This window comes from uncultured Marixanthomonas sp. (assembly GCF_963974425.1).
GTDB lineage: Bacteria > Bacteroidota > Bacteroidia > Flavobacteriales > Flavobacteriaceae > Marixanthomonas.
In genome coordinates this window covers 1-21,559 of record NZ_CAXBCK010000056.1, presented here as the reverse complement: position 1 = coordinate 21,559, position 21,559 = coordinate 1, and the positions used below count along the sequence as shown (strand labels likewise).

The 21,559-nt window shown below is 36.1% G+C and carries 20 protein-coding genes and 1 tRNA gene; 12 read left to right on the top strand and 9 right to left on the bottom strand.

All coding sequences use genetic code 11. The features are described from left to right. The 12 genes from AACZ92_RS14330 to AACZ92_RS14275 form a co-directional block, all read left to right on the top strand. Positions 1-456, top strand: a 456-nt coding sequence (locus AACZ92_RS14330; RefSeq protein WP_339702621.1) for a pyrroline-5-carboxylate reductase dimerization domain-containing protein, incomplete at its 5' end; no start/stop codon positions are given. 22 nt (positions 457-478) lie between these two features. Next, positions 479-1,249: a glutamate 5-kinase gene (proB, locus tag AACZ92_RS14325; protein WP_339702618.1), complete on the top strand. Its 771-nt coding sequence runs from the start codon at positions 479-481 to the stop codon at positions 1,247-1,249. 34 nt (positions 1,250-1,283) lie between these two features. After that, entirely contained in the window at positions 1,284-2,483 is a 1,200-nt protein-coding gene (locus AACZ92_RS14320; RefSeq protein WP_339702615.1) for a glutamate-5-semialdehyde dehydrogenase, read from the top strand. Between the two features lie 139 nt (positions 2,484-2,622). Beyond that, positions 2,623-3,657, top strand: a complete 1,035-nt coding sequence (locus AACZ92_RS14315; RefSeq protein ID WP_339702612.1) for a hypothetical protein — start codon at positions 2,623-2,625, stop codon at positions 3,655-3,657. A 55-nt stretch (positions 3,658-3,712) separates the two neighbouring features. Next, complete coding sequence (locus AACZ92_RS14310; RefSeq protein ID WP_339702610.1) at positions 3,713-4,267, top strand: RNA polymerase sigma factor; 555 nt, start codon at positions 3,713-3,715, stop codon at positions 4,265-4,267. Further along, positions 4,257-4,829, top strand: coding sequence for a hypothetical protein (locus tag AACZ92_RS14305; protein WP_339702608.1), 573 nt, complete (start codon positions 4,257-4,259; stop codon positions 4,827-4,829). Before AACZ92_RS14310 ends, AACZ92_RS14305 begins: the two co-directional genes overlap by 11 nt. A gap of 139 nt (positions 4,830-4,968) precedes the next feature. Next, positions 4,969-5,832: a sigma-70 family RNA polymerase sigma factor gene (locus AACZ92_RS14300; RefSeq protein WP_339702605.1), complete on the top strand. Its 864-nt coding sequence runs from the start codon at positions 4,969-4,971 to the stop codon at positions 5,830-5,832. Positions 5,833-5,974: 142 nt separating this feature from the next. Then, a complete protein-coding gene (locus AACZ92_RS14295; protein WP_339702602.1) occupies positions 5,975-6,373 on the top strand; it encodes a BLUF domain-containing protein in 399 nt (132 codons plus the stop codon). 3 nt (positions 6,374-6,376) lie between these two features. Continuing rightward, positions 6,377-7,036, top strand: a complete 660-nt coding sequence (gene rpe / locus AACZ92_RS14290) for a ribulose-phosphate 3-epimerase (RefSeq protein WP_339702599.1) — start codon at positions 6,377-6,379, stop codon at positions 7,034-7,036. A gap of 66 nt (positions 7,037-7,102) precedes the next feature. Further along, positions 7,103-8,095: a YpdA family putative bacillithiol disulfide reductase gene (locus tag AACZ92_RS14285; protein ID WP_339702596.1), complete on the top strand. Its 993-nt coding sequence runs from the start codon at positions 7,103-7,105 to the stop codon at positions 8,093-8,095. A gap of 295 nt (positions 8,096-8,390) precedes the next feature. Next, positions 8,391-11,615, top strand: coding sequence for a SusC/RagA family TonB-linked outer membrane protein (locus AACZ92_RS14280; RefSeq protein WP_339702593.1), 3,225 nt, complete (start codon positions 8,391-8,393; stop codon positions 11,613-11,615). Positions 11,616-11,621: 6 nt separating this feature from the next. Beyond that, positions 11,622-13,196 carry a SusD/RagB family nutrient-binding outer membrane lipoprotein gene (locus tag AACZ92_RS14275; protein WP_339702590.1) on the top strand — a complete coding sequence of 525 codons (1,575 nt, stop codon included), beginning with the start codon at positions 11,622-11,624 and terminating at the stop codon, positions 13,194-13,196. Between the two features lie 79 nt (positions 13,197-13,275). Here the strand turns inward: AACZ92_RS14275 and AACZ92_RS14270 are convergent, their stop codons facing one another. The 9 genes from AACZ92_RS14270 to AACZ92_RS14230 all read right to left on the bottom strand — a co-directional run. Next, entirely contained in the window at positions 13,276-13,809 is a 534-nt protein-coding gene (locus tag AACZ92_RS14270; protein WP_339702587.1) for a hypothetical protein, read from the bottom strand. Between the two features lie 109 nt (positions 13,810-13,918). Continuing rightward, positions 13,919-13,992 (bottom strand) — tRNA-Arg (locus AACZ92_RS14265). Positions 13,993-14,009: 17 nt separating this feature from the next. Continuing rightward, complete coding sequence (locus tag AACZ92_RS14260) at positions 14,010-14,459, bottom strand: GatB/YqeY domain-containing protein (RefSeq protein ID WP_339702584.1); 450 nt, start codon at positions 14,457-14,459, stop codon at positions 14,010-14,012. Between the two features lie 111 nt (positions 14,460-14,570). Continuing rightward, on the bottom strand, positions 14,571-16,667 hold the full coding sequence (gene ftsZ / locus AACZ92_RS14255; RefSeq protein ID WP_339702582.1) for a cell division protein FtsZ: 2,097 nt from the start codon (positions 16,665-16,667) through the stop codon (positions 14,571-14,573). A gap of 50 nt (positions 16,668-16,717) precedes the next feature. Further along, positions 16,718-18,058, bottom strand: coding sequence for a cell division protein FtsA (ftsA, locus tag AACZ92_RS14250; RefSeq protein ID WP_339702580.1), 1,341 nt, complete (start codon positions 18,056-18,058; stop codon positions 16,718-16,720). 4 nt (positions 18,059-18,062) lie between these two features. Further along, positions 18,063-18,779, bottom strand: a complete 717-nt coding sequence (locus tag AACZ92_RS14245) for a hypothetical protein (RefSeq protein ID WP_339702578.1) — start codon at positions 18,777-18,779, stop codon at positions 18,063-18,065. Beyond that, complete coding sequence (gene murC, locus AACZ92_RS14240; RefSeq protein WP_339702575.1) at positions 18,769-20,121, bottom strand: UDP-N-acetylmuramate--L-alanine ligase; 1,353 nt, start codon at positions 20,119-20,121, stop codon at positions 18,769-18,771. Before murC ends, AACZ92_RS14245 begins: the two co-directional genes overlap by 11 nt. Then, on the bottom strand, positions 20,122-21,228 hold the full coding sequence (gene murG / locus AACZ92_RS14235) for an undecaprenyldiphospho-muramoylpentapeptide beta-N-acetylglucosaminyltransferase (protein ID WP_339702572.1): 1,107 nt from the start codon (positions 21,226-21,228) through the stop codon (positions 20,122-20,124). Then, on the bottom strand, positions 21,215-21,559 hold a 345-nt coding region (locus AACZ92_RS14230; RefSeq protein ID WP_339702569.1), incomplete at its 5' end, for an FtsW/RodA/SpoVE family cell cycle protein. The genes murG and AACZ92_RS14230, both read right to left, overlap by 14 nt.

Genomic DNA, 21,559 nt, shown 5'->3' with positions numbered 1-21,559 from the left:
ATGCCTAATCTTCCGGCAAAAGTAGGAAAAGGGATGACTTCATTTACCGAATCTGAAGATGTAAGCCGTATAGAACTTATTATGGTTCGCAACTTATTAGACACTACGGGCGAAGCTATTCATGTAGAAAATGAAAATTTCATAAACGCTTCTACTGGTATTTCAGGTAGTGGGCCCGCTTATGTTTTCTATTTTATGCAATCTATGCTGGAAGCTGCCTTAAAAATGGGTTTTTCAGAAAACGATTCAAAAGTATTGGTTTCGCAAACGTTCGAAGGTGCTGTTGCACTCTTTAACGATTCAGATTTATCTCCTACCAGCTGGATGAACAAAGTAGCATCTAAAGGAGGGACTACGCGTGCCGCTTTAGACTCTATGGACGACAATAATATTAAAGAATTAATTAAAGAAGCTGCATATGCAGCGTTTAATCGAGCTACAGAACTTGGACAATAAATTAAACACAAAAACAAACAACATGAGCAAAAAACGAGTGGTTATAAAAGTAGGAACCAACGTTATGACGAATAAAGACAATCGCATTGTAGGACCGATTTTAAACGAATTGGTTCGACAAATCGCCGAATTATATGAGAATGATATTGAGCCCATTTTGGTCTCTTCAGGATCTGCAATTGCTGGTAAAGAGGTTTTAGGAGATTGTTCTTCTGATGACCCTTCAACCCGCAGGCAAATATTTTCTGCGGTTGGACAACCACGTATGATGCGCCATTACTACAGTTTATTTCACGATCACGGAATGCGCTGTGCACAAGTATTGGCTACTAAACGTGACTTTGCACCGGGTAAACACCGTGAAAACATGATAAATTGTTACGAAGGTTTAATGAAAGAAGGTGTAGTCCCTATTGCAAACGAAGATGACGCCGTTTCTTTAAAGATGTCAATGTTTAGTGACAATGATGAGCTAGCAAGTCTTGTAGCCGAATTGGTGCAAGCGGACGCTTTAATTTTACTTACAGACACAGACGGACTATACACCGGTCACCCAGATGATGATGATTCAGAAAAACTGACTCAAGTTCGCCACAATCAAAATGTGGAGAAGTATGTTCAGAAAAGTGAAAAAGGTGAAGGCGAAGGCCGTGGTGGTATGAAGTCTAAACTTAAAATAGCTAAAGAAACAGCACGTAAAGACATTCCAACCTTTATTGCCAATGGAAAACGTAAAAACGTAATCGTTGAGCTATTAGAAGGTAAAGACGTAGGAACTCGTTTTTACGCATAACATAAACAAATTATAAACTTAGAAAGAAAGAAATATGCAATTGATAGACACAAAAATAAAAAACAACGTACTGGAAAGTATGATCTCCATACTCGATAAGAGAAGAGGAGAAATTTTAGAAGCCAATAAAAAAGATTTAGAAGCTTTTTCTAGAGATGACCAAGCCCTATACGATCGCTTAGTGGTTAACGATGCGAAAGTAGATGGTATGATAAAAGCCATTTCTGAAGTGAAAAATCAAGAAGACCCAGTAAATAAGGAGATTTCAAGCCTTACATTAGATAGCGGTCTTGAAATAAACAACAGAACAGCTCCATTTGGTACGATTATGATTATTTATGAATCCAGACCAGATGTAACCATTGAAGCAGCTGTACTTGCTTTTAAAGCTAATAATAAAATATTGCTGAAAGGTGGTAAAGAAGCCTACAATAGTAATGTAATCTTAGTAGATTGCTGGCACCAAGCCTTAAAGGAAAATGGCCTTAAAAAAGATTGGATCAACATGCTGCAAATGAACCGCGAGCAGACTCAAGAGTTTTTAAGAAACCCAGACGAGCAATTAGACTTAATTGTACCACGTGGTGGCGAACGATTAATTCAGTTTGTGAAAGAACACGCTAAATGTGCTGTTCTTATTAGTGGTAGAGGAAACAATTTCCTATATGTACACAAAGATGCCGACTGGAAAAAAACGATTGAAGTTATTATCAATGCGAAAACCGATAAAATTTCAGGTTGTAATGCATTAGATAAGGTATTGGTAGATAAAAACATACCAAACTACGAAGAGAAACTTCAAGAGTTGAAAAAAGTACTTACCGCTTCAGATGTTGAAGTGATTGTAGATGACGAAGTGAAAAAAGTACTGACAGATTCTGAAGTAATTTTAGAGAAAAAAGTGTGGTTTGAAGAATTTTTAGCACTTAAAATAGCTATTGGCGCCGTTGACAGCTTAGATGATGCCATTGAAATGATTAACCACTACAGTGGAGGTCACTCAAGTGCTATTTTAACTGAAGACAAAGAAGCTGCCAAAAAATTTATGGAGCACATAGATAGTGCTGCTGTATATCACAACGCCTCTACTCGATTCACCGATGGTGGTCAAATGGGCGTAGGTGCAGAATTGGCGATTAGTACAGATAAATTACACCACCGTGGGCCATTAGGCTTAAAACAACTAGTGACAAACAAATATTATGTGTTTGGTGATGGTCACGTGAGAGTGTAAGAATTCTATAAATAAATAGATAGTAAACAGCCTCCTATTTTGGAGGCTGTTTCTTTTATGCTCAATATTTCTTTTTAAATATCACGCAACTTTTCCATAAAAGCTACACTATTAAGAAAGAACTCATAAACAATCAAAGATGAAAACCACAATTCAACTACTCTTTCTTGCTTTAATTTTAATTACTTTTTCTTGTGATAGTGACACTATTGAAGAAGTTCCTGTCAATACCGATGTTGTTGATGAAGAATTATACGATTTGATAAAAAGAGTCCCTTCTGAAGATGAAGATACATCTATAAGTTGTATTGAATTTAACTACTGGTTCAATTTGTTTGTTTTTGATGAGAACATGAACTTGGTCAACACCATACCCATAATAAACAATGAGCAATTTAGTGAAGTATTAGGGAGCTTAAACGACAACAACCTAATAAGCTTAAGCTATCCTATAACGGGAACGTTGAGTACTGGAGAGACCATTGAAATAACTAATAATGAAGAGCTAAAAGAAAGTATTGATTCTTGTAATAAGGAAGAAATATTAGGGGATTGCAATGGCGCATTAACAAAAGAAGATTGTGTTTGGAGTGTTACAGATCCCGACAACTCTACTGATAAATATTCTGAATCTTACTTTCAAATAGAAAATGGTGGCAACGCTACATTTCATTACAATAGTAAAGCTTATTTCGGAAGCTGGACTACCTATTTTATTGACAATCAACTTCATTTAAATATTTTCTTAAACGATACTGGATCCGTGGGTGCTGATTGGAATTTTGATTGGGAGTTACAGTATACAAGCGACACTTCTATGATTATTAGTAATGATGACGGCTCGTACACAATAAGCAGCGATTGTAATTTACCTTGTGAAGAACCTACCTATACAACTTGTGAATTTGAAGATAATCCTGGTTTTGGCGAGTTCAATTTATACAACTATTTAGCTTGCTTGGAAATCTCCCCCTTTAGCAATGAAGTAAATACCTTGCATTTTTCTTTTTATGAAACAGAAGAAGATGCTATAAATGAAACCAATGAAGTTTCCGGAGAAAATTATGTGAACACAACGAACCCACAACAACTATTTGTTCGTGCTGAAGACGATAAATCTGGAAGTTTAATCAATACATTTCAATTTACAATTGAAGCCATTTCGTGTCCATAATTAATAATAGATTATTTTCTTTTACTACTTTAAGCCATAGTAAAATAATGAGCATTTGAACACAGAAAAAGAACTAATAGAACGATGCAAAAAAAGGAATCGAGCAGCTCAAAGTGAACTGTTTGAAAAGTACAAAAACACCCTTTACTTTTTATCCTTAAAATATTGCAGAAACGAAGCCGATGCCGAAGACAATACGCAGGATGCTTTTATCACCATTTTTGAAAAAATAAAAAGTTACAAAGGAAAAGGTTCTTTTGAAGGTTGGATGAAACGAATTACCATCTATAAAGCTATCGCCAAATACAAATCGAAAAAAACGATAGCAGTTGCTTATAAGAACGACCTTTTAGAAGATACAACCATTGAAAAGGAACAAATAGAGTTACCGCTTGAAAGCTTATTACAAATTGTTCAACAACTTCCAGATCAATATAGACTAGTTTTCAATTTATACCAAATGGACGGATTTTCACACAAAGAAGTAGCCAACTTACTTTCTATTTCTGAAAGCACTTCGAAGTCTAATTATCATCGGGCAAAACAACTTTTAAAAAATGACATTTTAAAACTGAAAAACAACCCTAAAAAAACGAACAATGGAGCATAAAAAAGACATAGGAACTTTATTTGAAGAAAAACTCCAAAACAAAACTGTAAAGCCGAAAACCAATCTTTGGGAGAAAATAGATGCTTCATTGGCACAAAGGGAAAAAAAACGTAAAAAGACCTATTGGTCATGGGCAATTGGAATAGGAGTTTTAATACTTTCAGGAATAATTTTTAGTAGTATCATTTCAGAAAACAATAATAAGCGACCAAAACAGCTATACCCTTTAGCTACACCAATTCAAAACAATTTTAAAATCGATAAAAAGCCATCAATTCCAAAAGTGGATTCAACTGATAAAGAACGAACAACAACTGCAATTGACACTACTTCAAAAAATCTAGAAAATTTAGATAAAACTACCATTAATACATTAGACAAAAAATTTAGTAAATCTAAAGAAATACGTGCTGAAAAAGATTTTGATTCTTTCAGAAAAAAAACAGTGTATCGCTATTACAACAGCGAAGACAGCACAACTATAGAAACAACCAATAAAGCCTTAATAGACAGCTTAATTACATTTGACAAGAGCAATATTAAAGTTGATTCAACAAATTGAAAAGGAAGGTATTGATATATTGAACTTTATAGGTATTCAGAAAATTATTTTCATTATTTATGTAACCTTTTTACTCACGCTTACGTATAACTAAATAGAAGGGCAAAAAACAATTGCCCGCAAACCTATTTAACCTTACATGAGACAGTTAAAAATCACAAAACAGGTTACCAACAGAGAGACCGCCTCGTTGGACAAATATCTTCAGGAAATTGGTAAAGTTGACCTGATTACTGCGGAACAAGAAGTTGAACTGGCACAGCGTATAAAAGCGGGTGACCATCTAGCATTAGAAAAACTTACAAAAGCTAATTTACGTTTTGTAGTTTCGGTAGCAAAACAATACCAAAATCAAGGATTAACACTTCCAGACCTTATCAACGAAGGAAACTTAGGATTAATTAAAGCCGCCAAGCGTTTTGATGAAACTCGAGGTTTCAAATTTATTTCCTATGCTGTTTGGTGGATACGCCAATCAATTCTTCAAGCATTGGCAGAGCAATCTCGAATAGTTAGGTTACCTTTGAATAAAATTGGTAGTATTAATAAAATTAATAAGACCTTTGCGTTTTTAGAGCAAGCAAATGAACGTCCACCTTCTCCTGAAGAAATAGCAAAAGAGTTGGATTTAACGATTACCGAGGTAAAAGAATCTTTAAAAAACAGTGGCCGCCACCTATCAATGGATGCACCACTAATTGATGGTGAGGATTCTAATTTATACGATGTATTGCGAAGTGGTGAGTCACCAAACCCAGACCGTTCTTTGTTGCACGAATCTTTGAAAACTGAAATAGAACGTTCTTTAGAAACAATAACTCCGCGGGAAGCTGATGTGGTGCGATTGTATTTTGGTTTATGTGACCAACAACCCATGACCTTGGAAGAAATAGGTGAAACATTCGATTTAACTCGTGAACGTGTTCGGCAAATTAAAGAAAAGGCCATCCGAAGGTTAAAGCAAACCTCAAGGAGTAAAATATTGAAAACGTATTTGGGGTAATTCCTAAATAATGATAACGTACAGGATAAGGTTTCCACATATGTGGGAATTAAAACTGTTCGTTTTTTGATTGATGAATGACCTCCGGCTGATTACCGGAGGTTTTTTTTATAGTATATTTATACCTGTAACCTTCAAAAAAATGACATATTCCATTTGTTATGTAAGCAGTGAATCTGGTGAGCTAAAAGAAAACCAATTAGAGCAAGTCTTTTCTACAACTAAAATCAATAACGGTAATGAAGACATTACAGGCATCTTATTATATTACTACGGAAATTTTCTACAAGTATTGGAAGGCGAAAAAGAGACACTTCTCACCCTTTTTGACAACATAAAAAAGGACAAGCGCCATAAAAACATCATTACCATCTTTAACAAACAAAACGAACATCGTATCTTTGAAGGGTACAAATCGGGTTTTAGTATTGTTAAAACAAAGTCTGATTTAAAAAACTTAAAAGAATATTTAAATAAAAATAAAGACGAAACCCCTTTTTCAAAAAGTGTTTTAGGTCTTTTAGAACCTTTTTTAATTTAACCCATGAGCCAAACTATTTTAGCACCTTCCATCCTTGCGGCAGATTTTGCCAACCTTAAAAAAGATATTGAAATGGTAAACAATAGTGAAGCAGATTGGTTTCACTTAGATGTTATGGACGGTGTTTTTGTCCCTAATATTTCTTTTGGGATGCCAGTTATTGAAGCCATTTCCAGACATGCCACAAAACCATTAGATGTACATTTAATGATTGTTCATCCTGAACGCTACATAAAAGACTTTGCATTATTAGGCACTAATATATTGACCGTGCACTATGAAGCCTCTACTCATTTACACCGAACACTACAAGCCATAAAAGCTGAAGGAATGCAAGCCGGTGTAGCCTTAAACCCGCACACTAATATTTCAGTTTTAAAAGATACAATTCAAGATATCGATTTAGTATGCTTAATGAGTGTAAACCCTGGTTTTGGTGGTCAATCCTTTATTGAAAACACTTTTGACAAAGTAAAAGAATTAAAACAACTTATTTCAGAAAAAGGAACTACTACAAAAATTGAGATTGACGGTGGTGTCACTAATAAGAATGCAAAGCAGTTAGTTGAAGCAGGAGCCGACGTATTGGTGGCCGGTAGCTACGTTTTTGGTTCTGAAAACCCAACAGACACGGTTAAAGCTCTCGCTACTCTCGTGAGATAAACACTGCCCTATATTAAGGTGATGCGTTAAGCAAGGCTTTTGTTATCTTTGTACTAAAACAAAACATTGACTACCGAAAAAGAAGTGCTTATTATTGGTGCTGGCCCAATTGGGATTGCCTGTGCTCTTGAATGCAAAAAACACAATATTGATTATATCGTGGTTGAAAAAGGGACACTAACAAACTCTCTCTACAACTACCCACTGAATATGACCTTTTTTTCCACTTCCGAAAAACTGGAAATTGACGGCATTCCATTTATTAGCAATAACCCGAAGCCCACCCGTAATGAAGCCTTAGAATATTACCGTAGGGTTGCAACTTCAAACAAGCTAAATATTAATTTATACGAAGAAATTACCGAGGTTAAAAAACAAGCTGACGGAAGCTTTATTGTAACTTCAGAAGAAAACACCTTTAAAGTAAACAACATAATAGTTAGCACTGGTTTTTATGACATTCCCAAACTATTAAATGTACCTGGAGAACAGCTACCGAAGGTTTCGCATTATTATAAAGAAGCACATCCTTATGTGATGCAAAATACTATTGTTGTTGGGGCGAGCAATTCATCGGTAGATGCTGCTTTAGAAATTTGGCGTAAAGGAGGTGATGTTACCATGGTAGTAAGAGGCCCCTCTATTGGGGAGCGGGTAAAATATTGGGTAAAGCCCGATATTGAAAATAGAATTGAGGAAGGTAGCATCAAGGCTTATTTTAATTCAGAAATTAAAGAAATAAAAGAAAACGAAGTAATTATTGATTCGCCAGAAGGCACAAAAACAATTCCTAATGATTTTGTTATCGCGTTGACTGGATACCGTCCAAACTTTGCTTTTTTAGAAACGTTAGGGGTTGAACTATCAAAAGAAGGCAAATATTTTCCAAAATATGATCCAGACACCATGGAAACTAATGTCCCTAATTTATATCTAGCAGGTGTTATCTGTGGTGGTATGGAAACCCATAAATGGTTTATCGAAAACTCACGTGTTCACGCCAAAGTTATAGCTGCAGATATTTCAAGAAAAATCAACATACCGAAAAGGTATAGGTAAAGATTACCGCTACAGAGATTCAAAATATTTTTTTTGTTAATTATTTTATCTTAAAATACTCTAAAGCTTGAGCAACTCGTACTGAGCTTAAGTCGACACATTAAACCAAAGGGTATTCAGCTAATAAACAAGCATTTCTACATTTGGTTTTAAAATAATTAAATTATCATTCAAACATTTGACTGTGAACCGCATAAAAAAATGTTAAAATTACAATAAAAAATTTAACGTTTAATACATGCAAATAGAAAGGAATTTGAATAGTTTTGTAACAAGCTTAACAAAAAATACACATATGAGACAAAAATTTAAAATTCTGTTAACGTTAATGTCTTTCGTAATGGTGCAAACTATGTTTGCTCAAGAGAAGGAGATTACGGGATCAGTACAAGATGCGTCTGGAGTTCCTTTACTAGGAGTAAACATTTTAGTAAAAGGAACCTCGACCGGAACACAGACCGATTTTGATGGAAATTACTCTATTGAAGCATCGGCTGGCGAAACTTTAACCTATAGTTATGTAGGGTACACGCCAAAAGAAGTGGTTGTAGGCGAAAGCAATACAATCGATGTGGTTCTAGAGCAAGGAGAAGCTTTAGAAACAGTAGTAGTTACTGCACTTGGTATTTCTAGAGAGAAAAAATCTTTAGGATATTCTACTCAGCAAGTTGACAGCGAAGAGCTTACTAAAACACGTAACTCTAACGCCCTTAACTCACTTTCTGGTAAAGTAGCTGGTGCACAAATCTCTAACCCATCAGGTTCATTAGGTGGTTCTACTCGTATATTACTTAGGGGTCCTGGATCTATTACTCAGGAAAACAAACCTCTTATAGTAGTAGATGGTATTCCACTTGATAACTCTAATTACAACACAACTTCTACCCAAACAGGTGGCGGGGGTCGTGATTACGGTGATGCTGGTTTTGATGTTAACCCTGATGATGTTGAAAGCATTAACGTTCTTAAAGGTGGTGCTGCATCGGCATTATACGGATCTCGTGCTGCTAACGGTGTTATCTTGATAACAACTAAATCTGGTAAAGAAGGTAAAGCGGAGATTGTTGTAAATTCTGGAGTTACTTTCGAAAGCGTAAACATTCTACCTAAAGTACAGAAGCTGTATGGTGGTGGTGGTGGAAATGCCAATACAATTGAGCAATCTACTTTTAACACAGCAGTTATTAATGGTACAACATACAATATCGCTGATTACGGAACTGATGAATCTTGGGGACCACGTTACAATGGTCAACAAGTATTACAGTGGGATAATTTTGATCCAGAATTCCCTGGAGATTTTCTTCAACCTAGAGAATGGAAGTATCCTGACGTAGATAAAGAAGACTTTTTTAACACAGGGATCTCATTCAACAATGGTATCTCATTCAGTCAAGGGACCGAAAATTCAAACATGCGTTTGTCTGTAAACAATACTAAAACAAAAGGTATTGTTCCAAACTCTGAACTAGACAAAACTTCTGTTAACTTTAATGGCTCATCACAACTAACCGAAAGGTTAAAAATAGATGCTGGTATTAATATGACTATAACCGAAGGTTTTAATAGACCTGCAACTGGTTATACTGGAACTGGAGTAGTACAGCAACTATATCAATTTGGTCAAACTCAATTAGACTATGAGAGACTTAAAAAGTATAAGTTGCCAGATGGCTCACAAAGAACGTGGAACCGTACAGCCTTTGATGATGCGACACCTCGTTATACAGATAACCCATACTGGACCCTGTACGAAAACACTGCAGAGGACAAAAGAACAAGATGGTATGGTAATGTAGGTATGCAATACAACATCACTGATGACCTGTATGCTACTGGAAAAATTTACGCAGATACTTATAACCTAAGAATTTCTGAAAGAACTGCATTTGGTTCTCAAGCCGTATCTGGTTACACAGAGAGCGATAGAAATTTCGAAGAGATTAACTACGAAGCTAGATTGCATTATGATACAAACTTTTTTGATGATAAAGTTAGCTTAAACACTTTTGTTGGTACCAACAGAAGAGATGTTGAATTCCACAGAATTAATGGTAACACTAGAGGTGGTTTAGCTACTCCTGGGATTTACAATTTAACAAATTCTGTAAATGATCCATTAGCCGATGATTTTGACACTAGAAAAAGAGTAAATAGTGTTTTTGGTTCTGCATCTTTTGGATATGACAATTTTGCTTACTTAACCGTTACAGGTCGAAATGACTGGTCTTCTACTCTACCATCTGATAACAATTCATACTTTTACCCATCTGTAAATGGATCTATTGTTTTCTCTAAATTTATTGATGGCGACTGGTTATCTTTCGGTAAAATCCGTGGAGGTTATGCAGAAGTAGGTAATGACACAGACCCATACAATTTAATCAATGTATTTGGTGGTGGAGTAGGTTACACAAACGATGATGGAGCTTCTTTCTTAGGAACCCCACAACTTGCAAACGAAGACACAAAACTAAACCCTGAATTGAAACCTGAAAATAAGGAAACTTGGGAAGTTGGTCTTGAAATGGCTTTCTTAAAAAACCGTGTAAGTTTTGACCTTACCTATTATAACGAAAAGACAAGCGACTTAATTACACCTGTATCTGTAGATCCTTCTACTGGTTACACTGGAACTTTCCAAAATGCTGGTGTTCTACAAAACAAAGGTATTGAGGCGTTAGTAAATATTACTCCTATTGAATCTGATGATTTTAGATGGGACTTTACTTGGAATTTCTCTAAAAACGAAAATGAGTTACTTGAACTTATTGATGGCGTAGAAACACTTCAATTAGCAACATTCCCTTTTAACGGAGTTACATTAAACGCTGTTGTAGGAGAGCCTTATGGTACAATTAGAGGAACTAATTTTGTTTATGATGATCAAGGAAATAAAGTAGTTGGAGCTGGCGGAACGTATTTAGAGACTGCAGATGTTGAAAATCTAGGATCAGTACTTCCAGACTTTAACATGGGCTTTAGAAATAGCTTTGAGTACAAAGGTATTAGCTTGAGTTTCTTAATTGATTGGCAAAAAGGTGGTGTTTATAGATCTTTAACTAATATCTGGGGTAATTACTCTGGTATCTTAGAACAAACTGCCGCTAATAATAAACGTGAAGTAGGTGTAGTATTAGACGGTGTTACCGGAGATGTTACATATAATGAAGATGGCACATATACCGTTTCAAATACAGCTACAAACACTCAGTTAATCTCAGCTCAACAAGAAGGTCAAGATTATTACTTTGGTGCTGATGCTGCAAACGTATTTGACGCTGATTATATTAAATTACGTGAAGTATCATTAGGCTACACCCTTCCTTCTAAATGGGTAGGTGATTTAAGTTCGATTAGAGTATCTGCTTTTGGTAGAAACTTATTTGCTTGGGGCTTAGATAATGAAAACTTTGACCCAGAAGTTGCAACTTCTGGTAGTGGAAACATTCAAGGTTCTGAAGGTGGTTCTTTACCATCAACAAGATCAATTGGTGTAAATGTTGAATTAAAATTTTAAAATAAGATGAAAAAGATATTAATAGTTGCATTAATGTTCGCATCTGCTACTGGATTTATTTCTTGTAGTGAGGATATTGATAACATTAATGCCAATGAAAATGCACCAGCGTTTGTATTACCAAATACAATCTTTAATAGTGCAACGAAACAGTACACAGACTTTTTACGGGACGATTTTAACTCAGGTAGACTTTCCTTACCATGGATGCAATACTGGGGTCAAAATGCTTATGCAGATGAAGATCGCTATTTATATAGAGAATCAACTGCAGAAGGCTTATACCGAAACACGTATTTAGCAGCAACAGAGTTTAAATCTATTATAGATATAAATGTTGACCCAAACACAGCAGTGCAAGCATCAGCTGTCGGTAATAACCAAAACCAAATAGCTGCATCTAGAATTATGTTATCATACATGTTTCATAGATTAACAGATTTCTTTGGTGATGTACCTTACTACTCTTACGGTAGTGATGATCCAGATTTTGAAGCATTAAACATTGATGAAAGTTTTTCACCAAAATTTGCTTCACAAGAGAAAATCTATGCTGATATCTTAAAAGAGTTGAGAGAGTCTGCAGATATGATAAACACTTCTGAACCTGTATTTACAACAGGAGATAACATTTACGGTGGCGAGGCTACTAAATGGAAGAAGTTTGCAAATTCTTTAATACTAAGAGTAGCTAATAGACTTAAAGAAGTTGATGCTTCAACAGCAAATAGCGCTATAAGTGCTGCAATTAGCTCTGGAGTGTTTACCTCTAATGAGGATAATGCTATTCAAGCTTATGATGTTACTAATACAAATGCTTCTCCTTTCTGGATAGCATTTCTAGATCGTACTGATTTTGCAGTAGCAAAGCCTTTTGTTGATTTGCTAAAAGGAGAAACAGGATCTTTTGGTCCAGACCCAAGACTTTTTCAAATGGCTGCACCAAAATCTGTATCTATTGCTGATATTAAAGCTGACAATTATGAAGTAAGTGAAGATTATGCTGACTATGTTGGTATACCTTATGCTTTTCCATTAGCAAACACGTTACCTTTCACCACGTATTCTTTTCCAAGTAGTAATATACTTAGACCTGATTTTGGTGAAGTTTTAATGGAGTATGCTGAAGTTTCATTTATTCTTTCTGAAAACAATGGTTGGAATCAAGCACAGTACGAAGATGGTGTAAGAGCCTCTATGACTCGTTGGGGTGTTCCAGCGGCAGAAGTTGATACTTTTGTAACTGCATTACCAGCTGCAACAGAAGAAACTGTTTTAAACCAAAAGTATGTTGGTTTATACATGCAACCTCACGAAGCTTATTCAGAATATAGAAGAACAGGTTTCCCAAGTACAATAGTATTACCTGGAGAAACTATAACTCTGCCAGCAGAACAAGCTGCTGCTTCAGAAGTTGACGACTATGTTTTCGAACCAGGTCCAGATGTAACAGATTTACCATTTAGATTACGTTACCCACAAATACTACAAACTTTAAATGGAGCCAATAGAGCTGAAGCTGTTTCAGGTCTATCTAACGGTGACACCATCTTAAGTAAGTTATTTTGGGATGTTAACTAAATAAGTTTATATCTTAAATTAAAAAAGAGCCACTTTATATAAAGTGGCTCTTTTATTTTATAACAATATTGATACTAAATTACTTCTTAGAGCTTTCGCCTTTAAAACTTTGGCTGTTATTCTTAAACAATACATTAAACGTGGTTAACGTACCATAGCAACGCGTTATATACTGTTGTAAGTCCACCTTATCTTGGTCTTCCAGTAATTTGTTAGAATTTATCTTTTGCTCCATAACCCTAAGTCGATCCCGAAGCATAACGATTTTATGAAAGAAAGAATCAATCGGGATTTCTTTATTAGACAAGTTACTGTCCTTGGACTGTAGGATTAGCGTTCCACCCTTATATTTATCGGCTATTGGGATAACCTCTGAAATATCGCTCCACTTCTTTAATATACTTCTTAAAGTCTGTTCTACTTCATAGAAACTAACTGTATCTAATTCATCCTCGCAAGCTTCAATCACTTCATATTCCGAATCTATATCAATTGTTTCTAATCCGTTTTCAATAAAAGTTACCCAATACATTGTTGGAGAAACATTGGTTACAACCCCTTTTCCATACTCTGAATGGTTGATTCGGGAACCTATACTTAAAATTTTTTCCATCATTTTCAATTTAATGTTCAAAAGGAAATGTACGGATATTTTTAATAATCTTAAATAAGAAAAGACATAACACAAAAAAAGCCTATAACAAATGTTATAGGCTTTAAAATGACCGCGGAGGGATTCAAACCCCCAACCCTCAGAGCCGAAATCTGATGCGCTATTCAGTTGCGCCACGCGGCCAAAATACTATCTTTAATCTAAGAAAGTCGCTGTTTTACAATAGTTGAAATAGTCTTTCCATCGGCTTTTCCTACCAATTTTTTATTAGCCATTCCCATTACTTTCCCCATATCTTTCATAGAATCTGCTCCAGTTTCAGCTATAATTTCATCAACTACTTTAGCAACTTCTTCTTCGCTCAATTGTGCGGGTAAGAAATTCTCAATAATAGCAGCTTGTTTCAGTTCAGGCTCTGCCAAGTCTTCCCTGTCTTGTTCTTTATAAATTGCCGCACTATCTTTACGCTGCTTTACTTGTTTTTGAAGCAATTTAACTTCTTCCTCGTCAGTAAGTTCTTTTTTAGAACCGCTTTCGGTCTGTGCCATTAGTATGGCAGATTTAACCGAGCGTAATGCCTCTAAAGCATTCGCATCCTTTTCTTTCATGGCTTTTTTCATAGCCTCCATTACCTGCTTTTGTAAGCTCATTTTCTTTGTTTTTTATAACAGTATGCGAAGATAGCTATTATGTTTATATTTCTAAAGAAAAACCTACAAGGAGAGTTCCTCGTAGGTTTAAAAATTTAAATTTGGTTTAATTTAGTCTACGTTGTCATGTAAAAAAGAATTATTACTACGTAAATCAATATCATCATCATCACTGTTTACAGATGTACGTGAAAGAGATCCGTCGGTGTCATTCTTTTCATCTAAATCAATCCCCATACGCTTATATGCGGGTTGCTTTTCAATATCATCAATTTTAGAACCGCTGTTTCTAAATTTATAATTAAAGTCCTTCATTTTTCGTTTACGCTCTTCGGTCCGGTCTTTTAACAATTTTGAAATAGGTGAGTTCAGCGGGTCAATTTCTTCCTCGGAAGAATTACTATCAGACTCCTCTTCTGTAGGAGCTACAGTTTTCTTTTCAAAAACCAACTCCTCCTCTACTCTTTCCTCTTTTTCCGCCTTTGGTTTAGCGCTTAAAAGCTCATCTTCTTTTTCCTGATAGTCGTCTAAACTATAACGTTTAACACCCTCATTGGAGAACTCAGTAACAGGAATAACCTCTACGTGATCTTTCACTTCAATATCATCCACTTCAGAAGTTATTGTTTCTTGGTCCTCTTCTTCTTTTTTATAGTTTTTATTAGTGTCTGAAACAGAGTTTATAGGAAGATCAAACATCAACATTTGGTCTTCAGTTTCTGAAGTTCTTTCTTGATTTTGTCTAATTGGTTTTTCTACTTCCCTAGGAGAGTGTTCTGAAACCTTCTTTTGTTGAACTTTTTGTTCTTTCTTTTTTGGTTCAACGATTACAAAATCGTTTACATCCATTTCGTTGATTACCAGTTGTTCAAATTCGGCTATACGATGAATGTCTATTTCTTCATATGAAACATCTATATTTTTCAATAATTCTGAAGTTTCTACATACCCTTCAAAAGGAATTGAAGTTTTATATTCATTTATATTACGAGTAGCTTCTGGCTTTTTGGTTTCAGAAATAGGAGGCATTTTTTCTTCTACCTCTTCTTCTTCAAACAAAGTATGTTTAATAACAGGTTTTTCCTCTTTTACAGGTTGTTTCTGTTTCGGTAATTCAACGGGAGTGGCTCCTGGCTTAACCGATAAGTCGTGTTCTGCCTTTTGTTCCTCTTCTAGGGTATGAATTATTTTTTTACTTTCAGTGTTTACAATATCATCCTGTTGTTCTGCATTAAAGCCAGTTGCAATGACAGTAATACCAATAGCACCTTCCAAGTCTTCATCTTCACCAACACCCATAATAATATTGGCGCTATGACCAGCTTCGTCTTGAATATGATCACTTATTTCTCCAATTTCATCAATTGTAATTTCTTCAGTACCAGAAACGATGAGCAACAATACGTTCTTAGCACCTTTAATTTTATTATCATTTAACAGAGGAGAGTCTAACGCTTTACCAATAGCCTCACTAGCTCTTTTGGCTCCCGTAGCACTTGCGCTTCCCATAATGGCAGTTCCACTATTGGCTAGTACCGTTTTCGCATCACGTAAATCAATGTTTTGTGTATAGTGGTGTGTAATTACCTCAGCAATACCACGGGCAGCTGTGGCAAGTACTTCGTCTGCTTTTGAGAAACCAGCTTTAAAACCAAGATTTCCATAAACTTCTCTTAGTTTATTGTTGTTAATCACAATAAGAGAATCACAGTTTTGGCGTAATTTCTCCACACCAATTTGAGCTTGTTCGTTACGTGTTTTTCCCTCAAACTGAAAAGGGATGGTAACAATCCCTACCGTTAAGATATCTAACTCTTTTGCCATTTTGGCAATAATTGGTGCTGCTCCAGTACCAGTACCACCACCCATTCCGGCTGTTATGAAAATCATTTTGGTATTGGTGGTAAGCATGCCTTTAATTTCTTCCATGCTTTCCATGGCAGATTGCTCCCCTATTTGAGGATTGGCACCTGCTCCCAAACCTTCGGTTAAGGAAACACCTAGTTGAATTCTAATAGGCACTGAACTATTCTCCAATGCTTGCGCGTCAGTATTACAAATCACAAAATCAACCCCTTTTATTCCTTGGTTAAACATGTGATTAATCGCGTTGCTACCGCCACCACCAACGCCAATTACCTTAATGACGTTTGATTGGTTTTTGGGCAGATCGAACGAAATGTTATCAAAATCTGTGTTGCTGCTCATATTATTTATTTTTGTGAGGTTCTTCTTTTTTTTCTTTTTCTTTTTATTTTTTATTCTGCGTTATCTAAAAATTCCTTGAACTTTTCAGCCCATTTGTCTAGAAAACGTTTGCGCTCTTTTGGTGGTTGGCTCTGTTCTTCTTCAGCTTTGGTTGGTTCTTCAATAGTTTCAGCGTCAACTTCTTCAGCAGCTTCAACTTGTTTTTCTTTCTTTTTTTGCTGGGTTTTTTCTTGATTATTCAGGCTACTAAGTACCAAGCCCACTGCTGTGGCATAAGTAGGGCTTGTGGTTTCATCATCACTGCCTCCAGCAAGATGTTCGTTAGGATACCCTATACGAGTGTCCATCCCAGTTATATATTCTACTAATTGTTTTAAATGTTGCAATTGAGCGCCGCCACCGGTCAATACAATTCCACCAATTAGTTTTTTCTTTTGTTCTTCGTGGCCGTAATTTTTTATTTCTAGGTATGCCTGTTCAATAATTTCGACAGTACGTGCATGGATTATTTTTGAAAGGTTTTTCAGCGTAATCTCCTTAGGCTCGCGTCCTCGTAATCCCGGAATAGAAACAATTTCGTTTTCCTTATTTTCACCTGGCCAAGCAGATCCAAATTTAATTTTTAGCAATTCAGCCTGTTTTTCGATAATAGAACAGCCCTCTTTAATATCTTCCGTAATGACGCCGCCTCCAAAAGGTATTACAGCTGTATGCCGAATGATGCCATCCTTGAAAATGGCCAAATCGGTTGTACCGCCACCAATGTCTATCAATGCGACACCAGCTTCTTTTTCTTCGGTACTCAACACTGCATTCGCCGAAGCCAATGGCTCTAATGTGATTGCTGAAAGGTTCAACCCAGCACTCTTGATACATCTACCCACGTTTCTGATAGACGAAACCTGCCCTACTACTACGTGGAAATTAGCCTCCAGGCGTCCACCGTACATACCGATAGGTTCTTTTATTTCAGCTTGTCCATCTACTTTAAAATCTTGTGGAAGTACGTGAATAATTTCTTCTCCAGGCAACATCACTAGTTTATGAACCTGATTACATAAGCGTTCTATATCTGCTTCGTCAATTACTTCGTCACTGTCACTGCGGGTTATATAATCGCTATGTTGCAAACTACGTATATGCTGACCAGCAATTCCTACCATTACATTGTCAATCCTCATCCCTGAAGACGTTTCAGCATCTTGTACTGCTTGCTGTATAGACTGTATGGTCTGGGTAATATTATTGACCACACCTCTGTGTACACCGAGACTTTTGGACCTTCCAATACCTAATATCTCCACTTTTCCATACTCATTCTTACGACCAATCATTGCGACTATCTTGGTTGTCCCAATGTCTAATCCTACAGCTATATTCTCATTTTCCATCGCTTTATATTTTTGTTGCTACTACTTGGTCTCCAAATTGTAAATCGACCAATTTATAGCTTGAAAGCTTGTTGTCTTGTTTTGTTTTCTTGTAAAATGCCTTAAAGTTTTGAAACTTATTGGCTATGGCTGTTGGTTTTCCAAACAGCACTTTAAAATTGTGTTTTCGTAACCGTAATACTATCTCGCCATTATTTTGAAGCTCTAGCCCTACTATACTGCTCTTCATAAATGGATCTTGGCTTATAGCAATTAATAACGGGGTTAATCCATTGAAATTGGACTTAGTCATTCCAGTTATCAATGGCACTCTTGCTGTATAAACCGAAGACAAAGGCATTTGTTTCCCTTCATCATCAATGTAATAATCTGGCGAAGCAGCCACTCTACCTAACGGATTTCTTTGAGTTATTTTAGCTCCAAGTGTTCCTTGTAAGCTAATATACACCTCTGCATTGCGTATCATTTCGTTTTCAAGCAAGCGAGACTCCACCTCTTTCAAAACTACCTTTTCTTTTCGGATGCTCGTAACACTGTCGTAATTTTGTATCAACAATTTATTAACTGTATTGCGAGTGATGAAAGGGCTGCCTTCGTCTAAAAACTCTATGTTGGTTTTTGTTAAATTTCTGCTACTATTTCGTTGTTTGGTAAAGCTGAATAAAAACACAACCAAGCCAAATAGCAACACAAATTTTATGTACTCCCAACTACGCTTCATTCTCTAAATATTTTTTCACTTTATCCACTTCAACTCCAATATCTCCAGCACCTGCCATTACTTTCACTTTACAGTTTGATTGCTTTATAACGTTAGGCAAATCCTCTTTTGACACCAAACTTTTTTTATCTGAATCAATCTTTTCTAACAACCATTTTGAAGTAATTCCCTCCATCGGTTCTTCTCTCGCAGGATAGATATCTAACAGGATTATCTCATCAAATTTTGACAAACTTTCAGCAAATCCATCTGCAAAATCTCTTGTTCGGCTAAAAAGATGTGGCTGAAAGACAACTAATTTCTCTTCCTCGGGATACATTTCCTCTACAGCTTGATGTAATGCATTCAATTCGGTAGGGTGATGCGCATAATCATCAATCAACACCAAAGCATCAGTTTTAATTTTATAGGAGAATCTACGCTGCACTCCCTTAAAGCTTTGTAACGCTTCGGGTAGACGACGGGTTGGGGAACCTGCTAAAATCGCCATACCCAGAGCTGTTACAGCATTATGTAGGTTATGTTTTCCCGGAAGGAAAAATTTTAAATCCTTTAATACTCTTGTTGGTGTTTTTAAATTGAAAACATAGCCGCCATTTTCAATTCGAATATTTTGGGCTTCGTAATCTGCCTCCTCTTCAAGGGCCACAGTTTTTCCTTTTAACGAAAGTCCTTTTTTATAAAGTAATTGTTCTTTGTTTTCTACTAACCCTGCAAAATCCTTAAATGTTTTTTCAAATTCTGAAACATCGCCGTAAACATCTAAATGGTCGGGATCCATAGAGGTAATACAAGCAATATCGGGCCGTAATTGCATAAAAGAACGATCAAACTCATCAGCTTCAACTACGGTTATTAGCGTGCCGTTTGAAACAAAGTTTGAGTTGTAGTTTTCAGAAATACCACCTAGAAATGCTGTAACTGCCATTCCTGTTTCAGCTAATAAATGACCTAAAATCGCCGAAGTTGTAGTTTTCCCATGGGTTCCAGCAACAGCTAAGCAAAAGGTATCCTTGGTAACCTCGCCTAACAAAGATGCTCGTTTTATTATTTTATAATCTTGCTCCTTAAACCAAGAAAGGATGCTGTTTTGCTTCACAGCTGGAGTGTACACCACTAGAGTTTTTTCTTTGTCAAAGCTTTCCTTTGAAATCGTTTCTACAGAATCGATAAATGATACCGAAATATCTTCCTCCTCTAATGTTTCAGTAATAGCACTCTCTAGTCTATCGTACCCTAAAACATGATAGCCTTTTAATTTGCAATAACGAGCTAACGCACTCATCCCGATACCGCCAATACCGATAAAATAAAGTGTTTCTATGTTATCTAAATTCTTCATTTAATAACTCGTTTTTTGTTTAGAAATTAGCTTTTCAATTTCTCTAACAATATCTTTCGTGGCATTTGGTTTTGCCATTTTCTTTATATTTTCTGAAAGTTCTTTTTGCTTTTCTTCGGAAGAAAGCAAAGCTGAAAAATTCCTTTCAAAATGTTCGTCCAATTGATTTTCTTTTAACAAAATAGCCGCATTATTTTCTGAAACAGCTTGCGCATTTTTAGTTTGGTGATCTTCTGCCACATTAGGCGATGGAATAAAAATCACCGGTTTCCCTACCAAACATAATTCGGAAACCGATAAAGCGCCTGCTCTTGAAATAATAATATCTGCCGCGGCATACGCCAAATCCATCCTATTTAAATAAGCATGAACTTGAGTCGTTTCGGTAGATTTGTTTTTATAAGTTTCTTCATAAAACTTCCCGCACTGCCAGATTACCTGAACGTTTTTTTCTTCAAAAAATAAAAGCGAAGTATTTATAAGCTCATTGATCTTTTTGGCACCTAAACTTCCGCCTAACACCAGCAATGTTTTTTTATTTCCATCCAGATTGAAAAACTGCTGTGCTTCACCTCTTTTTTCAGAAATATCAATTAAATCTTGTCGTACCGGATTTCCTGTAAACACTATTTTTTCAGAAGGGAAAAACTTCTCCATCTTGTTATAGGCTACACAAATAGCACTCGCTTTGCTACTCAACCATTTATTTGTAATTCCCGCATGGCTATTCTGCTCTTGAATTAAACAAGGAATTCCCTTCCGTGAAGCACTTCGTAATAACGGTGCACTTGCATAACCTCCTGTTCCAATAGCAACAGTAGGTTTAAACTTTTTTAATATTTTTCTAGACTTCAATAAACTTGAAATCAGTTTAAAAGGAAACATCAAGTTTTTTAAACTGATTTTTCGCTGCAATCCTGAAATCCATAATCCTTCAATTTTGTAACCAGCTTGTGGTACTTTTTCCATCTCCATGCGGTCTTCAGCACCAACAAACAGGAATTCTGCTTCAGGATACCGTTGCTGAAGTTCGTCTGCAATTGCAATCGCCGGATAGATATGCCCTCCGGTTCCGCCGCCTGATATGATGAATTTATATGGTTTCACTTAAAATATCTAATGGGTTTTCTTCCCGTTCTTCTTTCTCTTTCTTTATTTGCCGGTTGGCACTTACGCTTAATACCATTCCTATTGCTAAGCACGTCATCCAAATAGAACTTCCACCACTACTTACCAATGGCAATGTCTGCCCCGTTACCGGAAATAATTCGACTGCTACAGCCATATTAATCAATGCCTGAAACACAATGGGCAAGCCTACTCCAATTACTAATAGTTTTCCAAAAATAGAGTTTGATTTGTGCGCCACAATTACCAATCTGAACAACAAAAACAGGTATAATGACATTAAAAACAAGGCTCCAACTAAGCCAAATTC

Excerpts from the sequence above, each read along its gene's own strand:
- rpe (WP_339702599.1), top strand. The coding sequence starts at position 6,377 with ATGAGCCAAACTATTTTAGCACCTTCCATCCTTGCGGCAGATTTTGCC.
- ftsA (WP_339702580.1), bottom strand. The coding sequence starts at position 18,058 with ATGGAAAATGAGAATATAGCTGTAGGATTAGACATTGGGACAACCAAG.
- AACZ92_RS14315 (WP_339702612.1), top strand. The coding sequence starts at position 2,623 with ATGAAAACCACAATTCAACTACTCTTTCTTGCTTTAATTTTAATTACT.
- AACZ92_RS14295 (WP_339702602.1), top strand. The coding sequence starts at position 5,975 with ATGACATATTCCATTTGTTATGTAAGCAGTGAATCTGGTGAGCTAAAA.
- AACZ92_RS14260 (WP_339702584.1), bottom strand. The coding sequence starts at position 14,459 with ATGAGCTTACAAAAGCAGGTAATGGAGGCTATGAAAAAAGCCATGAAA.
- AACZ92_RS14320 (WP_339702615.1), top strand. The coding sequence starts at position 1,284 with ATGCAATTGATAGACACAAAAATAAAAAACAACGTACTGGAAAGTATG.
- AACZ92_RS14245 (WP_339702578.1), bottom strand. The coding sequence starts at position 18,779 with ATGAAGCGTAGTTGGGAGTACATAAAATTTGTGTTGCTATTTGGCTTG.
- murC (WP_339702575.1), bottom strand. The coding sequence starts at position 20,121 with ATGAAGAATTTAGATAACATAGAAACACTTTATTTTATCGGTATTGGC.
- AACZ92_RS14305 (WP_339702608.1), top strand. The coding sequence starts at position 4,257 with ATGGAGCATAAAAAAGACATAGGAACTTTATTTGAAGAAAAACTCCAA.
- proB (WP_339702618.1), top strand. The coding sequence starts at position 479 with ATGAGCAAAAAACGAGTGGTTATAAAAGTAGGAACCAACGTTATGACG.
- AACZ92_RS14300 (WP_339702605.1), top strand. The coding sequence starts at position 4,969 with ATGAGACAGTTAAAAATCACAAAACAGGTTACCAACAGAGAGACCGCC.
- ftsZ (WP_339702582.1), bottom strand. The coding sequence starts at position 16,667 with ATGAGCAGCAACACAGATTTTGATAACATTTCGTTCGATCTGCCCAAA.
- AACZ92_RS14280 (WP_339702593.1), top strand. The coding sequence starts at position 8,391 with ATGAGACAAAAATTTAAAATTCTGTTAACGTTAATGTCTTTCGTAATG.
- AACZ92_RS14275 (WP_339702590.1), top strand. The coding sequence starts at position 11,622 with ATGAAAAAGATATTAATAGTTGCATTAATGTTCGCATCTGCTACTGGA.
- AACZ92_RS14270 (WP_339702587.1), bottom strand. The coding sequence starts at position 13,809 with ATGGAAAAAATTTTAAGTATAGGTTCCCGAATCAACCATTCAGAGTAT.